Origin of the sequence: Kocuria atrinae C3-8 (assembly GCF_000286355.1) — a bacterium.
GTDB lineage: Bacteria > Actinomycetota > Actinomycetes > Actinomycetales > Micrococcaceae > Kocuria > Kocuria atrinae_A.
Map to the genome: position 1 here is coordinate 1 of NZ_AJXN01000107.1, position 13,495 is coordinate 13,495.

General features: G+C 65.5%; 16 protein-coding genes and 1 pseudogene. 5 read left to right on the top strand and 12 right to left on the bottom strand.

What is annotated here, in order from left to right; translation table 11 throughout:
* Positions 1 to 31 precede the first annotated feature (31 nt).
* Positions 32 to 166, bottom strand: a complete 135-nt coding sequence (locus YO9_RS20080) for a hypothetical protein (protein WP_016997598.1) — start codon at positions 164 to 166, stop codon at positions 32 to 34.
* Positions 167 to 345: 179 nt separating this feature from the next.
* On the opposite strand from YO9_RS20080, the gene YO9_RS0111505 reads away from it, so the two are divergent.
* Both YO9_RS0111505 and YO9_RS0111510 read left to right on the top strand, forming a co-directional pair.
* Positions 346 to 681 (top strand): DUF1801 domain-containing protein, encoded by a 336-nt coding sequence (locus YO9_RS0111505; protein WP_016997599.1) that lies wholly within the window; start codon positions 346 to 348, stop codon positions 679 to 681.
* A 161-nt stretch (positions 682 to 842) separates the two neighbouring features.
* Positions 843 to 1,325, top strand: coding sequence for a hypothetical protein (locus tag YO9_RS0111510; RefSeq protein WP_223286464.1), 483 nt, complete (start codon positions 843 to 845; stop codon positions 1,323 to 1,325).
* Positions 1,326 to 1,446: 121 nt separating this feature from the next.
* On the opposite strand, the pseudogene YO9_RS0111515 reads toward YO9_RS0111510, so the two are convergent.
* From YO9_RS0111515 to YO9_RS0111535, 5 genes and pseudogenes are all read right to left on the bottom strand, one after another.
* Positions 1,447 to 3,170, bottom strand: a pseudogene (locus YO9_RS0111515) (glycoside hydrolase family 13 protein).
* A 49-nt stretch (positions 3,171 to 3,219) separates the two neighbouring features.
* Complete coding sequence (locus YO9_RS0111520) at positions 3,220 to 3,852, bottom strand: DUF8083 family protein (protein ID WP_223286465.1); 633 nt, start codon at positions 3,850 to 3,852, stop codon at positions 3,220 to 3,222.
* A 280-nt stretch (positions 3,853 to 4,132) separates the two neighbouring features.
* Positions 4,133 to 4,939 carry an exodeoxyribonuclease III gene (locus YO9_RS0111525; RefSeq protein ID WP_016997603.1) on the bottom strand — a complete coding sequence of 269 codons (807 nt, stop codon included), beginning with the start codon at positions 4,937 to 4,939 and terminating at the stop codon, positions 4,133 to 4,135.
* Between the two features lie 49 nt (positions 4,940 to 4,988).
* Positions 4,989 to 5,339, bottom strand: coding sequence for a GNAT family N-acetyltransferase (locus YO9_RS0111530; protein WP_016997604.1), 351 nt, complete (start codon positions 5,337 to 5,339; stop codon positions 4,989 to 4,991).
* Positions 5,340 to 5,365: 26 nt separating this feature from the next.
* Positions 5,366 to 5,836 (bottom strand): carboxymuconolactone decarboxylase family protein, encoded by a 471-nt coding sequence (locus tag YO9_RS0111535; RefSeq protein WP_016997605.1) that lies wholly within the window; start codon positions 5,834 to 5,836, stop codon positions 5,366 to 5,368.
* 114 nt (positions 5,837 to 5,950) lie between these two features.
* Between YO9_RS0111535 and YO9_RS0111540 the strand changes: the two genes are divergently transcribed.
* Entirely contained in the window at positions 5,951 to 7,210 is a 1,260-nt protein-coding gene (locus tag YO9_RS0111540) for a phospholipase D-like domain-containing protein (protein ID WP_016997606.1), read from the top strand.
* Between the two features lie 49 nt (positions 7,211 to 7,259).
* Here the strand turns inward: YO9_RS0111540 and nadE are convergent, their stop codons facing one another.
* Positions 7,260 to 8,081, bottom strand: coding sequence for an ammonia-dependent NAD(+) synthetase (gene nadE / locus YO9_RS0111545; RefSeq protein WP_031273182.1), 822 nt, complete (start codon positions 8,079 to 8,081; stop codon positions 7,260 to 7,262).
* 96 nt (positions 8,082 to 8,177) lie between these two features.
* Between nadE and YO9_RS0111550 the strand changes: the two genes are divergently transcribed.
* Positions 8,178 to 8,963 (top strand): enoyl-CoA hydratase, encoded by a 786-nt coding sequence (locus tag YO9_RS0111550; protein ID WP_016997608.1) that lies wholly within the window; start codon positions 8,178 to 8,180, stop codon positions 8,961 to 8,963.
* Between the two features lie 220 nt (positions 8,964 to 9,183).
* Here YO9_RS0111550 and YO9_RS0111555 read toward each other — a convergent pair whose 3' ends face one another.
* The gene (locus tag YO9_RS0111555) at positions 9,184 to 9,786 is read right to left on the bottom strand and encodes a cadmium resistance transporter (RefSeq protein WP_016997609.1); all 603 of its coding nucleotides are present in this window, start codon (positions 9,784 to 9,786) and stop codon (positions 9,184 to 9,186) included.
* The gene (gene cmtR, locus YO9_RS0111560; RefSeq protein ID WP_006590980.1) at positions 9,783 to 10,142 is read right to left on the bottom strand and encodes a Cd(II)/Pb(II)-sensing metalloregulatory transcriptional regulator CmtR; all 360 of its coding nucleotides are present in this window, start codon (positions 10,140 to 10,142) and stop codon (positions 9,783 to 9,785) included. Before cmtR ends, YO9_RS0111555 begins: the two co-directional genes overlap by 4 nt.
* A gap of 452 nt (positions 10,143 to 10,594) precedes the next feature.
* Between cmtR and YO9_RS0111565 the strand changes: the two genes are divergently transcribed.
* Positions 10,595 to 11,323 (top strand): DUF4145 domain-containing protein, encoded by a 729-nt coding sequence (locus YO9_RS0111565; RefSeq protein WP_016997610.1) that lies wholly within the window; start codon positions 10,595 to 10,597, stop codon positions 11,321 to 11,323.
* Positions 11,324 to 11,628: 305 nt separating this feature from the next.
* Here YO9_RS0111565 and YO9_RS0111570 read toward each other — a convergent pair whose 3' ends face one another.
* The 3 genes from YO9_RS0111570 to YO9_RS20090 all read right to left on the bottom strand — a co-directional run.
* The gene (locus YO9_RS0111570; protein WP_031273185.1) at positions 11,629 to 12,018 is read right to left on the bottom strand and encodes a heavy metal-responsive transcriptional regulator; all 390 of its coding nucleotides are present in this window, start codon (positions 12,016 to 12,018) and stop codon (positions 11,629 to 11,631) included.
* 94 nt (positions 12,019 to 12,112) lie between these two features.
* Positions 12,113 to 13,060 carry an FAD-dependent oxidoreductase gene (locus YO9_RS20085; protein ID WP_262925671.1) on the bottom strand — a complete coding sequence of 316 codons (948 nt, stop codon included), beginning with the start codon at positions 13,058 to 13,060 and terminating at the stop codon, positions 12,113 to 12,115.
* Positions 12,955 to 13,495, bottom strand: a 541-nt coding sequence (locus YO9_RS20090; protein ID WP_262925672.1) for an FAD-dependent oxidoreductase, incomplete at its 5' end; no start/stop codon positions are given. The genes YO9_RS20085 and YO9_RS20090, both read right to left, overlap by 106 nt.

Below are 13,495 nucleotides of genomic sequence, written 5' to 3' on the forward strand. Positions count from 1 at the left end.
ACACGATCGTGTTCAGGGCCGCCGCCTGCATCTAGTCTGATCCCATGACCGCACTCACGGAGATCAAGGGCACGGGCGCCCGCTGCACCGCGCGCTCGCTGCACAGGGAATCACCGAACTCGAGCAACTTGCCGGAGCCGACTTCCAGGAACTCCTCGCGCTGCACGGCGTGGGGCTGAAGGGCCTGAACCGTCTCAACGACGCTCTGGGTGAGAAGGGGCTGGAAACGATGAGCGGCGTCGTCGAACCCAAGCCCGCCACGCGAACCATCCAGCGGACGTCAAGACCAAGCCCTCCGAGCAGTCCGCCGAGGACTGGATCGAATCCCTGCCGTGGCCGCGGCGCGTGGAGCAGGGCAAGGAATTGCTCAAGATCTTTCGCGAGGTCACCGGTGCCGAGCCCGTGATGTGGGGTGAATCCATCGTGGGGTTCGGCCACTATCACTACCGCTACGAAACCGGCCGCGAGGGCGATACCGCGCAGGTGGCCTTCTCGCCGCGCAAGGCCGCGATCTCGCTGTACGGGCTGCAAAGTGGCGACGGCGCCCAGGAACTTCTCGACCGCCTCGGCCCGCACAAGCGCAGCGTGAGTTGCGTGTACGTGACCAAGTTGGACCAGGTGGATCACGACGTGCTGCGCGAACTGATCGCACGAGGATGGGTCGCCGACTCGGCCTGCTGAACATCCCGATCTCCCGCGCGATTTCACCGGGTGGAGACGCGGAAAACCCACAGCCGTTACAGAGGTTGGCCGCCTAAATTGTAGGCGTATCGATCACCGTGTACGCCCCCAGTTTTTCGGCCGGATGGGCTGCACCTCACGTGCGGATGGCGGGTGAACCCATGACCCTGAAACGAGTTGCCGCGGCAGTGGCCGCCTCGGGTCTGCTGATCGCCCTGACCGGTTGCTCCTCCAACGCCGAGGAGCCGTTCACGTTCGAGGTCCCCAGCGAGATCCCCCAGCCCAACGGAGGCTCCGAGGCGCCGGCGGGCGCCGGACAGACCGCGAGCACCGGAACCTGCCTGGACGTGGTCGAGGTCTACACCGGACTGGTCGTCCTGCCCATGACCACCGACCGGTCCACGGACGCCACCCCTGAAGCCGGGCAGGATCCGTCCGTGATCACCGAGGCCACCGACTCACTCGAATCCCACCGCGATCGGTTGCCCGAGCCCGTGCTTCCCGCGTTCGACGACGCCGTCAGCCTCCTGCACAACGCCGGCGAGACTTTGCAGCCCCAAGAGGCCGCCCAGATTCAGCGCGCGCTTCAGCCGGTGCAGGAGTGGATTTCCACCCAGTGTTCGGCGGCGTTGCCGGAGAAGTAGCATCCGAGGCCTACGCCGGACTCTCCTTTTCAGAGACCCGTCGCGGCCTTGAGTTTCTCGCGGATCTGCAGCGCTGTTGTTCGGGGCCGCGCCATTTTGCCCGGCCCCGAACAACAGCGTCCTAGAGCTTGATCCACACCGTGTGATCCACCGCGAGCTTCCCAGCCATCACCGCGCTCTGGCCGCTGGCCAGCAAGAGTTCACCGCTGGTCAGCTCGGGGATCTCCACGGGTGCGTCACCGGCATTTGCGGCCACGAGCACCGTGTCGCCTGACTCCGTGGTGAGGCGGTAGGCCAGGATCTGCGATCCCTGCTCGCTCATGGGGTCCCACTCGAACTCAGCGCGACCCAGAGCCAGTTCGTGCCGGATACGCAAGGCGTTCTTGTACAGATTCAGCACGGACTGCGGGTTGCCCAGCTGGTGGTCCACCGTGATGTTCTCGAAGGTCTCCGGCTGCGGCAACCACGGATTGGGGCCGAAGCCCAGCCCATTGCCCACGGGGGACCAAGGGAGGGGGACACGAGCGCCGTCGCGCCCCAATTCCTGACCCTCGGTGCGGAAGAAGGTGGGGTCCTCGCGGCTCTCGGCGTCCAGAGTGGTGTGCTCAGGCAGGCCCAGTTCGTCGCCTGGTAGACGTAGGCCGAACCCGGCAGGGACAGCTCCACGAGTGCGGCGGCGCGGGCGCGACGGAGGCCCAGAGCGGCGTCGGGCTGCTCGTCGTCCGCGCCGATCCCGTTGGGGTAGGCGGTGCGGGAGCTCAAGCCGTAGCGGGAGGCGTGGCGGACGGTGTCGTGGTTGGAGAGCACCCACGTGGACGGCGCGCCCACCGCCTGGTTCACGCGCAGGGACTCCGAGATCGCGTTGCGCATCCGGTCGCGGTGCCAACCGGCGATCAGGAAGTCGAAGTTGAACGCCTGCTGCGCCTCGTCCGGGCGAACGTACAGTGCCAGCCGCTCCGCGGGGCCGATCCATGCCTCCACCACGAGCATGCGCTCGCCGGGATACTCGGCCAAGACCTGGTTCCAGTCGCGGTAGATCTCGTGCACGCCGTCCTGGTCGAAGTACGGGCCGGTGTCCATGGTTTTCTCGGCGTGGCCCTTCTCATCCACGTCCGTGCCCTCGACCATGTGGACCTGTTCGTCCCAGTCGGGGAGCCCGTCCGCCTTGACCATGCCGTGAGCGACGTCCACGCGGAAGCCGTCCACGCCGCGGTCCAGCCAGAAGCGGAGGACGCTGCGGAACTCTTCCCAGATCTCCGGGTTCTCCCAGTTCAAGTCCGGCTGCGACGAGTCGAAGAGGTGCAGGTACCACTGACCGTCATTGATGCGGGACCACGCGGGGCCGCCGAACAGCGACTTCCAGTTGTTCGGGGGCAGCTCGCCGTTCTCGCCCTTGCCGTCACGGAACATGTAGCGGGCGCGCTCGGCGGAGCCCTTCGGGGAGGCGAGCGCCGCCTGGAACCACTCGTGGTCCTCGGAGGTGTGATTGGGCACCAGATCCACGATGAGCTTGAGTCCCAGCTCGTGGGCGTCAGTGCACATGCGGTCGAAGTCCTCGAGGGTACCGAAGCGCGGGTCGATGGTGCGGTAATCCGCCACGTCGTACCCGGCATCGTGCTGCGGGGACAGGTAGAACGGCGACAGCCACACCGCGTCCACGCCGAGCTGCTTGAGGTAGGGCAGTTTCTCGGTCACACCGCCCAGATCACCCATTCCGTCTCCGTTGGAGTCCTTGAAGGAGCGCGGATAGACCTGGTAGATCACGGCGTCCCGCCACCACTCGGTACCGGACTGCTGACGTGGGGTCACTGTTTCTTCAGACACCCTTCCAACGCTAGTCAGCATGCGGGGTGTGGGGGAAATCGTGGAGTGGGGTCGACCGGCCTAACCGCTTCTAATTCGCCGACTGCAAGTGCGCCAGCGGTGACCACCGTTGGAAGATTCGGCGGAGGGCCGCGGTAGCGGCACCTTGGTCGTCGGCGCGGAGGAGTTCCAGAGCGTCGGCCATGTCGCGGGGGCTCTCATCGGGCTGGATGCGATCCGCCAGCGAGCCGTAGTCCAGGCACACGAGGGAGGCCGGGCTGAAGGTGCCGAGCCAACGTCCCAGTCGAGTCAGATCGTCCGCGAAGGCCTTGGCCTGCTGAGCCTCTTCGGACAGCTCATCAGCGTTGGGACCGGCGGTGGCCAGGGCGGCGTCCTCAACGATCTGTGCGCCCTGAATCACGCGCCGGGCCGCGGTATCGGCAGGTGCGATCAGTCGGTGCACCTCGTGACCGGCATGGGAGGAGACCACGCGGTCCTCCATGGTGAACGCCGCAAACCACGCCAATGGCACCACGTACGCGGACTCGCGGGTGTACAGCGGTTCGAAGAGTTCCCCGGAAATCTCCCGCGCGGCGTCGCGGACCTTCTTTTCCGGGACCAGCAGCGGGAGGAGCTGAGCGCCGTCGTTCATGGCGGCGTCGGAGAACAAGCGAAGCGAACGCCGCAAGCGCTGAGGTGCGTGGAAGACCGGGAAATCTCCCACCCCACCCACGAACCGGGATTCGGCCGCGGGGGCGGCGGAAAACGGAATGGTCCACAGCGCTCGCGCGCCGGGGGTAGTGGGGTGTCCGAAGGGTCGGCCAGGCGTGACAGCTGTTCGGTGAGCTCGTGAACCCCGCCCTCGAAGGGGTCCATGGCGCGCGGGATGGCGGGGGCGTACTCGGCGTCCAACTCCTCCTGCGGCACGTAAATGCGCAGGGCGAAGCGAATGGGAGGACCGATGATCCCCCTGAACGCGTACCCACGTTCACCAAGGCCATGACTCAGTCGATCTCGATAACCACGGGAGCGTGGTCCGAGGCGCCCTTGCCCTTGCGTTCCTCGCGGTCGATCCACGCGTCCGTGACCTTCGCGGCCAGGGCGGGGGAGCACAGCTGGAAGTCGATGCGCATGCCTTCCTTCTTGGGGAAGCGCAGCTGCGTGTAGTCCCAGTACGTGTACACGCCGGGGCCCGGATGGCGGGGGCGGACCACGTCCACGAAACCGGCGTCGTCGATGAACGCGTTGAACGCCGCGCGCTCGCCCTCGGACACATGGGTCATGTTGTTGTCCAGGAAGAACTGCATGTCCCACACATCCTCGTCCTGCGGGGCCACGTTCCAGTCGCCGACCAGGGCGATCTGTGCTTCGGGATCGTCCTTGACCCACTGCTTGGCGTGTTCCTTGAGCACGCGCAGCCATTCGAGTTTGTAGGGCATGTGCGGGTCATCCAGGCCGCGGCCATTGGGCACGTACAGGGACCACACACGCACGCCGCCGCAGGTCGCGGCCATGGCGCGGGCTTCCTGGATCGGCTCTTGCTTGCCCTTGCCGAACACGGGCTGGTCGGGGAAGGTGCGCTCCACGTCCTTGAGCCCGACGCGCGAGGCAATGGCCACACCGTTCCACTGGCTCAGGCCGAAATGGGCCACTTCGTAACCGGCGAACTCGAACAACTCCCACGGGAAGTTCTCGTCCTTGGCCTTGGTTTCCTGGATGGCCAACACGTCCACGTCCGAGCGGTCCAGCCACGCTTCGATGCGATCGGCGCGGGCTCGGATGGAGTTGACGTTCCACGTGGCGATTCTCATGACACCACCGTAGCGAGCCGCGGGCCCTTGCAGGAAACTTGGCGCGCGTTCACTTTCCGCCCAGCGCGGCGAGCGTTTGCAGGTGCTCGGGTTTTACGGTGACGACGTCGCTCGCGTAGTCATCGTTCTTCCGCACCCACAGCTTCACGTACGGGCACACCGGCACGATGGCCAAGCCCTCGGCCACGGTTTCACCCAGCGCCTGCTTGGTCAGAACCGCTGCAAGGCCCTGGCCGCCGTACGATTCGTCGACCACTGTGTGGTAGAAAATCCGCTCCGCTCGGTCACCGTCCTGATGCGCCGTGTAGTGGGATTCACCGATCACGGTGTCCCCATCCACCAGCTCGAAGCGGTGGCGGTCCGGGTTGTTGCGGACCGTGATGTTGTTCGATTCGGTCATGGCTGTCTCCTCTAACCGTGTGCCGACTACTGTTCGCTGCGCTTGGCGCGCACCGGGTGGCCGGACAGGATGGAAATCCGATTGAAGGCGTTGATTGCGATGGCTGACCACTGCAGCGCGGAGAACTGCTTGTCCGTCAGCGTTTCCCGAGCGGACGTCAATTCCTGGTGCAACGTGGAGTGGTCCAGCTCGGTGGTCGCTTCCGCGATGGTCAGGGCGGATCGTTCCAGCGGGCTGAACACCTGGGTCTCGCGCCACGCGGGCAAGACTGCCAGCTGCTGATCGGTCACGCCCGCCTCGCGTGCCTGGCGCACGTGCATGTTTAAGCAGTACGCGCAGCCGTTGATCTGCGAAACCCTCACGTTGAGAAGTTCCGTGACGGAACGCGGGATCTCGGCTTCCTCGTTAGCGGCGGCCACCTTGCGCGAGAACGAGTTGATGGCTCGCCAGCTGCCGGGGTCGGACTTGTCCAGGAAAAAGTGCTCGTGTGTGCTCACACCCGTACTAACGCATTCCGTGGCAAGTAAATTTCAGGGTGTTTGACGCCCCTCCGGCACACGGTGCGGTCCCGCCCTAGGCTCTCGCGAAGGCTGGCCAAGTAGGCTGGACGTATGAAGACCAGAGCCGCCGCAGCCCACCGCAAGGGACGTTCACTCCTGTTCAAGACGGGAGTGGTGGCAGCCGGTTCACTGGCTGCCGCTCAGGCCACGGTCATCGCCTCACTGGCCGGGTTGGACTGGTGGAAGCACCGCGACCGCAAGGTCCGCGATGCACCGCGGCCGGGTACGTTTACGGCGCACGTCGAAGAGTCCGAGATCAACATCTACACCTCGGGTGACAGCGTTTACGACGACATGCTCGAAGCCATTAACGGAGCCCAAGAATCCATTCACATGGAGACGTTCATCTGGAAGAACGATGAAGTCGGTCAGCGGTTTCTGGACGCCCTCAACGCGGCCGCGGATCGCGGAGTGGATGTCTACGTCATTTACGACGGCTTCGCCAACTTGGTGATTCCCAACTCCTTCTACAAGTTCTCCGACAACGTCAACGTTTTCCGCATGCCCGTGGTGTGGCGTAAATGGTGGCGAGGACTGTTGCGGTACAGCGGTTTCAACCACTCGAAGATTCTGGTGGTGGACGACAACATCGGCTTTGTCGGTGGCTACAACATTGGCTCCATCTACGCCAACCAATGGCGTGACACCCACGTGCGTGAAATCGGCCCGGCCGTGTGGGGTTTGCGCAATTCCATCGCACGAGTGTGGAACGAGGAGCGTGACCCGGACGACCAAATCGAGTGGATTCCCCCGCAGAACTGGGATCCGGAGGTGCGCGTTGCCGCGAACCTTCCGGTGCAACTCGTCTACCCGATTCGCCACCTGTATCTGAGCGCTATTGAGCGCGCCAAGGACCACATCTGGATCACCACGCCCTACTTCATCCCTGACCAGCAGATTTTGGAAGCGCTCATGGCTGCGTCCAAGCGCGGCGTGGACGTCAAGGTCATGGTCCCCAAGGACTCCAACCACATCCTGGCGGACTGGGTGTCCCGCGGGTTCTACGGCCAGCTCCTGGACGCCGGCGTGACCATCCTGCTGTACGCCGCGTCCATGATCCACGCCAAGACCGCGACGATCGACGGCGAATGGTCCACCGTGGGCACCGCCAACATCGACCGTTTGTCACTCTCGTTCAACTACGAAACGAACGTGGAAATCGTGGACCCGGACTTCGCCGCAGAGATGGAGAAGGTCTTTAAAGCGGACACCGAGCACTGCGAGATCCTCAGCTCACCGCGCTGGCGCGACCGTCACCCCATGGCGCGGTTCGCTGAGACCGTACTGATTCCGCTCCGCCCGATTCTCTGATCTCACCACTGCCGTGCGGTCGGTGCTACCGATTGTTTGGCAGCGGCAGTCAGCGCCACCACTCATCGGCCGGGGTCACCGGTACGGTGCGCTTGTGGCGCGAGCGCAGGAAGATCGTCTCCAACCGCTCTGCGACCTCGGTGGCGATCTCCTTGCCCTCCAAGAAGTCGTCGATGTCGTTGTACGTTAGCCCCAGTTCGTCCTCGTCCGTGCGGCCGGGGTTGTCGTCCAGCAGGTCCGCGGTGGGCACCTTGGAAATCAACGGCTCCGGCGCCCCCAAGTACTCGAGCAGCTGCCGGTTCTGGCGCTTGTTCAGCCCACCCAGCGGCAACAGGTCCGCGCCACCGTCACCGAACTTGGTGAAGAATCCGGTCACCGATTCCGCGGCATGGTCCGTTCCGATCACCAACAGGTTGTTGTCCCCGCCGACGGCGTACTGGGCCGTCATCCGCACCCTCGCCTTGGTATTTCCGCGAGTGAAATCGGTCAGTTCCGACCCGGTGGCCGACTCGTAAGCCTCTTCGAAACCGCGCACGGCCGGGGCAACGTCGTAGGTGATGGTGCGGTCCGGCGCGATGAACGCGAGAGCTGCTTGGGCATCGGCTTCGTCGTGCTGCACCCCGTGCGGCAGTCGCATGGCCACGAACTGGACGTCACTGCCTTCGGTGCGAAGTTTCTCCACGGCCATCTGAGCCAGCTTGCCGGCCAGCGTGGAATCCACTCCGCCGCTAATCCCTAGGACGAATCCCTTGGTATGGGTGGCCTTGAGGTAGTCGCACAGGAAGTCCACTCTGCGTTCGACTTCCCCAGCGGGGTCGATCTGCGGTTTCACACCGAGTTCGGAAATGATCTGAGCCTGCAATTCGCGCATGCGGTCATGGTAGTACCCGCATGTTTCCGCGGTGTGACGTGCCTTCACACTCTGCTTTTCAAGGTTGGTTCAAGGCCCCCATGAGATGCTGGTCACATGAGCGAAAACACCGAGTACGAGACCATTTTGATGAGCCGTGACGGCCGCGTCGGCGTGATCACCCTGAACCGCCCCAAGGCGCTCAACGCCTTGAACGAGCAGACCATGAACGACGTGGTTGCCGCCGCCACCGAGCTCGACCGCGACCCGGATATCGGCGCGATCATCCTGACCGGTTCCGAGAAGGCCTTTGCCGCGGGCGCCGACATCAAGGAAATGGCCACCAAGTCCGCCGCTGAAATGTACCGCGTGGACTTCTTCTCACCGTGGGACGCCTTCGCCCGCCTGCGCACTCCCAAGATTGCCGCCGTTGCTGGTTATGCCTTGGGTGGTGGCTGCGAGCTGGCCATGATGTGCGACCTCATCATCGCTGCGGACACCGCGAAGTTCGGTCAGCCCGAGATCAACCTGGGTGTCATTCCCGGCATGGGCGGCACCCAGCGCCTAACCCGGGCCATCGGCAAGTCCAAGGCCATGGACATGATCCTCACCGCCCGTCAGATGGACGCCGAGGAAGCCGAGCGTTCCGGCCTCGTCGCTCGCGTGGTCCCCGCCGACCAGCTCCTGGACACCGCTAACGACGTCGCTCGCACCATCGCCGGGCTCTCCAAGCCTGTTGCTCAGCACGCCGTCGAGGCCGTCAACGCGGCCTACGAAACCACCCTCCAGCAGGGTGTGCAGTACGAGCGTCGTGTGTTCCACGGCCTGTTCTCGACCGCTGACCAGAAGGAAGGCATGACCGCCTTCAGCGAGAAGCGCAAGGCCAACTTCACTCACGAGTAAAGCCCGAGTGGAGCGAGCGGAAGTCTTAGCCTCGATCCACCGACTCAGGTTAGGGCCGGCGGCCGATATCTGTGGCTTCGTTCGCTTGGTGGCGGGGTTCTTGCAGCGCTCCGTGGCGGTCTTGTTGCCACGATCACGCAGGACTGGCTGCAGGTAGGTGTCGCGGTCTGAACCGAGAGGGGTGCGCCCGGTCGGGGCCGTTTGGATCGCTGCCGCTACGTCAGAGTCCGAAGGCTCCGCCGCTGACGAGGATCACGATGCCGAGGCCGATGAGAACGATGGGGAAGAGGATGTGCTCCCAGCGTTCGAGCACTTCGGCGATCGGGGGGCGGGTGGCGACGAACTTTGCCAGGGCCACCAGGACCGCGACGAGCGCGAGGAAGACGATGCAGTAGGCGACTACTGCGAGAGGTTCCACGCTGAGGAAGACAGGGGTGTAGACGCCGATGTTGTCGCCGCCGTTGGCAAGGGTGACGCCTGCGACTGTCCACACGCCGACCTTCTTGCCGGCAACCTTGGCCTCGTCGTCATCGTCGTCATCGTCTCCGCGCCAGGCCTGCCATGCGGCCCAGAGGCCGAGGCCCAGAGGGATGAGACCGAAGTACGGGATGGCTGCCGAGGGCAGGAATGCTCCGGCACCGATGGTCACCAGGACCGCGGCACCGAGGATGCCGGCGAATCCGAGGTACTGGCCGGCCAGAATGCGGGCGGTAGTGCCGCGCTGGCCTGCCCCTCGCGCGAAGAAGAGGGAGAGCACGATGATGTCGTCGATGTTGGTCGCTGCGAACAGGCCCATCGCCTGCAAGACCGAGGTGAGGATCATGCGCCCTCCCCAGCTGCGTCGCATCCGGGAAGCGAGCAGGCGGGATCGATGCACGGGGCGTCTTCGTCCACTGCCAGGGTGGCATCGACCAGTGCCGTCAGCGCCTGCGCCAGGTGCGAATCGGCGATCTCATATCGTGTCCGACGACCCTCGGGCTCGGAGACGACGATCCCGCAATCGCGCAGGCATGCCAGGTGGTTGGACACGTTCGGGCGTGTCAGGTCCAGATCTCGGGCCAGTTCCGCCGGGTAAGCGGGATGGTCGAGCAGGGTCAAGATGATCCGGGATCGAGTGGGGTCGGCCAGTGCACGACCCAGGCGGTTCATCACGTCGAGACGCGAAGCAATAGTCAGCATGGACTGAACTATACAGCGCGCACTGAACACTCGGTCACAGGCGTCAGCCCAGATCGCATGCCCGTAAGGGGAACCCTCACCGGACACCACCGCTACTTATCGAGAGGAACGACGGCACGCCTGGCGGGCTGTCCCTGTGACTTCCGCCGTTATGTGGCGGGGTTCCTTCGCTGCTCGGTGACGGCTTCTGCTACCTCGGGCGAGGGGCGCTGACCATGAGACTCACCCCGCAAGCGGATGGCTCATCGGACGGCCCACTGGAGTGGCAAAACGCCCAGATGGACACGGCCGGGTGCGCCAGTCACGTGGATGCCCCGAACGGCCGGTGCCTGATGACACCATGTGATGCATGCATAAACCTTCACAGTCAACCGGACACCCCGCCTCCGACAGTCTGTTCCTCGCCCAGATCAGCCTTCACAGGCATCTTGACGCAGCTAAGGTGGCCACGAATGTTTGAAGAGAACCCTGACACCCTTCCGACACCACACGACAAGACAGGACCATGTCCTTGGTGCGGTCGAATCTCCAACTACGAGTCCAAACCCCACGGGGCTCTGGCCGGATACAACAGCTCCCACATCGGCTGGATCCAGACCCACCACATCGCGACCCTGACGTGCTCCGGATGCAAGAGAGGGACGCTGGTCGTGACCGACCAGATGGGCGAGGGCATCCACTGGTACCCCGCCCCCGGCATGGGCATCCTCGACAAGCAAGTCAACAGGGAAGTGGCGTCCGCGTACGACGAGGGGATGCGTTGCCTAAGCATTGGGGCGAGCCGTGCAGCGTCGGTGATGTTTCGGTCGGCCCTGCACCTCTTCGTAAAGGACAAGGGTGGGGAGAAGGCGCGAGGCGAGCGTTTCCTGAAGCCAGCGCTGAGGCACATGAAGGAGTCCGGTGACCTTCATAAATCACTGTGGGACTGGGCGGACCATCTCAACCAGTTGGGCAACGAGGGCGCTCACCCGGAGGACTACGACGAGGTGACGGTCGCCGAGGCCGAGGGGCTGGGCAAGTTCGTGCACCACCTGATCAGGCACGAGTACGAGATGCCCGCGCAATTGCTCCGCGATCAGGGGCTACTGAACGACGGCGAGCCCGAGGATGCGGATGGCCAGAGTGAGCACGAGGCGAACCTTCGACCCAGCGGGGGGCTTAATCCCAGCAACAGCGATTGACAGCTGACGCCAGAGCAACGCGCAGCATCCCACCTGCCGCGACAGGCGCGTCATACCGCCGCGATTGATGCCGACAGCCACGCCGAACCGGTGACGGCGGGGAGGGGCATCATCCCGCATACCACCCTCTGAGCGGCTGGCAGAGCCAAACGCTCCCTCCGACCCGGTTGAGGAACCCTCACCGGACACCACCGCTACTTATCGAGAGGAACGACGGCACGCCTGGCGGGCTGTCCCTGTGACTGTCGACGGTGAATGGCGGTGTTCTGACAGAGGTATTTGGCGGCCGTGGTGCGGCTGTGGGCTCAGAGGTAGCTGCAGATTTGGGCGGGATCGCACTGGGTGGGGTCGCCTTGGGAGGCGGCCTGGTAGTGCTCGGCCGCGGAGGCCCGCAGGGCGGTGAGCTCAGCGATGTGCTGGTCGAGGTCGGTGAGTTGCTGGGCGAGCTGTGCGGCTACGTGGGCGCAGGGGGCCTGCCCGGCGTCGCGGATCTGCAGGATGTTCCGGATCTCGGCCAGGCTGAGTCCGGCGGCCTTGCTTCGGCGGATGAACTGCAGGCGGGCGAGGGCCTCGGGTGGGTAGTCGCGGTACCCGTTGGAGCCGCGGTGCACCGGGGGCAGCAGCCCGTGCTGTTCGTAGAACCGTAGGGCTTTGGTGGTCATGCCGGCGGCTGCGGCCGCTTCACCGATCCGCACGGTGCGCACCTCGATCCTGGACTGGTCTGTGGCCTTCCACGGTAGAGGAAGGCTCCGGGGGCAGGGCACTGCCTGCCCCTGGAGGGGCCGGTGGTCATCCGGGTTCGGTGCGGGCGCGGTCGGTCTCGACGGCCTGCCAGGTCTTGCGCGCGGCGATGAGCACCGGGTCCCACACCGGGGAGAACGGCGGGGCGTAGGAGAGGTCGATGTTGAGCAGCTCTTCCACCGGGGTCTCGTGCCACAGCGCCACGGAGAGCACGTCGATGCGCTTGGCCGCGCCTTCTTCCCCGACGATCTGGGCGCCGAGCAGCCGTCCGGTGCCGCGTTCGGCGATGAGTTTGGTGCGGATGGGTTTGGCCCCGGGGTAGTAGCCGGCCCGGGTGGTGGAGTCGACCACGGCGGTGACGGGGTCGAAGCCGGCCGCCTGCGCTTCGACCTCGCCGAGGCCGGTGCGTCCGACTTCGATGTCGCAGATCTTGGTCACGGCGGTGCCGAGCACCCCGGGGAAGGTGGCGTAGCCGCCGCCGAGGTTGATCCCGGCGGTGCGGCCCTCCTTGTTCGCGTGGGTACCCAGCGGCAGGGCCACGTGGCGGCGGGAGACGCGGTGGAACTTCTCCACGCAGTCCCCGCCGGCCCACACCCCCTCGATGCCGGTGCGCAGCCGGCGGTCCACGGCGATCGCCCCCGTCTCGCCCAGGGGGATCCCGGCGTCGGCGGCCAGGGTGGTGTTCGGGGTCACCCCCAGGCCGAGGACCACCAGCTCGGTGGGGATGGTGGCCTGATCGGTGACCACGGCGGTGACCTTCCCGGTGTGGGTCTCGAAGCCGGTGACGGTCTCCTCCATCCGCACCTCCATCCCGTACCCTTCCATCGCGGTGGCGATGAGCGCGCCCATGTCCGGGTCCAGGCCCGGCAGTGGGGCCGGGGGGCGTCCGATCACGGTGATGTCCACGCCCCAGGCGGACAGGGCCTCGGCCAGTTCCAGGCCGATGTAGCCGGCCCCGACGACCACCGCCCGGCCCGGCCGGTCCCGCTCCAGCACCGCCCGCAGGCCAGGCCGTCGTCGAGGGTCTGCACCCCGTGGATACCGGCCGCATCGATCCCGGGCAGTGGCGGGCGGGCCGGGGTGGCCCCGGTGGCGACCATGAGCTGATCGAAACCCTCCCAGGCCTCCCGGCCGGCGGTCAGGTCGCGCACGAGCACGGCGCGGCGGTGCAGGTCGATCTCCAGGACCTCGTGACCGGTGCGGGCGTCGATGGCGTGGTGGTCGCGGAACTGTTGCGGGGTACGGGCGATCAGCTCCGTGGTGTCGGCGACGTCCTTGCCGATGAAGTACGGGATCCCGCAGGCCGAATACGAGGTGTAGTGGCCCCGCTCGAAGGCCACGATCTCCAACTGGTCCTGGGGCAGCTGGCGGCGGGCGGCGGAGGCCGCGCTCATCCCCGCGGCGTCCCCACCGATGACGATCAACCTCTGG

Bases quoted from the DNA above. Each gene is read 5' to 3' on its own strand.
- YO9_RS0111510 (WP_223286464.1), top strand. From the start codon at position 843: ATGACCCTGAAACGAGTTGCCGCGGCAGTGGCCGCCTCGGGTCTGCTG.
- YO9_RS0111525 (WP_016997603.1), bottom strand. From the start codon at position 4,939: ATGAGAATCGCCACGTGGAACGTCAACTCCATCCGAGCCCGCGCCGAT.
- YO9_RS0111530 (WP_016997604.1), bottom strand. From the start codon at position 5,339: ATGACCGAATCGAACAACATCACGGTCCGCAACAACCCGGACCGCCAC.
- YO9_RS0111540 (WP_016997606.1), top strand. From the start codon at position 5,951: ATGAAGACCAGAGCCGCCGCAGCCCACCGCAAGGGACGTTCACTCCTG.
- nadE (WP_031273182.1), bottom strand. From the start codon at position 8,081: ATGCGCGAATTGCAGGCTCAGATCATTTCCGAACTCGGTGTGAAACCG.
- YO9_RS0111550 (WP_016997608.1), top strand. From the start codon at position 8,178: ATGAGCGAAAACACCGAGTACGAGACCATTTTGATGAGCCGTGACGGC.
- YO9_RS0111555 (WP_016997609.1), bottom strand. From the start codon at position 9,786: ATGATCCTCACCTCGGTCTTGCAGGCGATGGGCCTGTTCGCAGCGACC.
- cmtR (WP_006590980.1), bottom strand. From the start codon at position 10,142: ATGCTGACTATTGCTTCGCGTCTCGACGTGATGAACCGCCTGGGTCGT.
- YO9_RS0111565 (WP_016997610.1), top strand. From the start codon at position 10,595: ATGTTTGAAGAGAACCCTGACACCCTTCCGACACCACACGACAAGACA.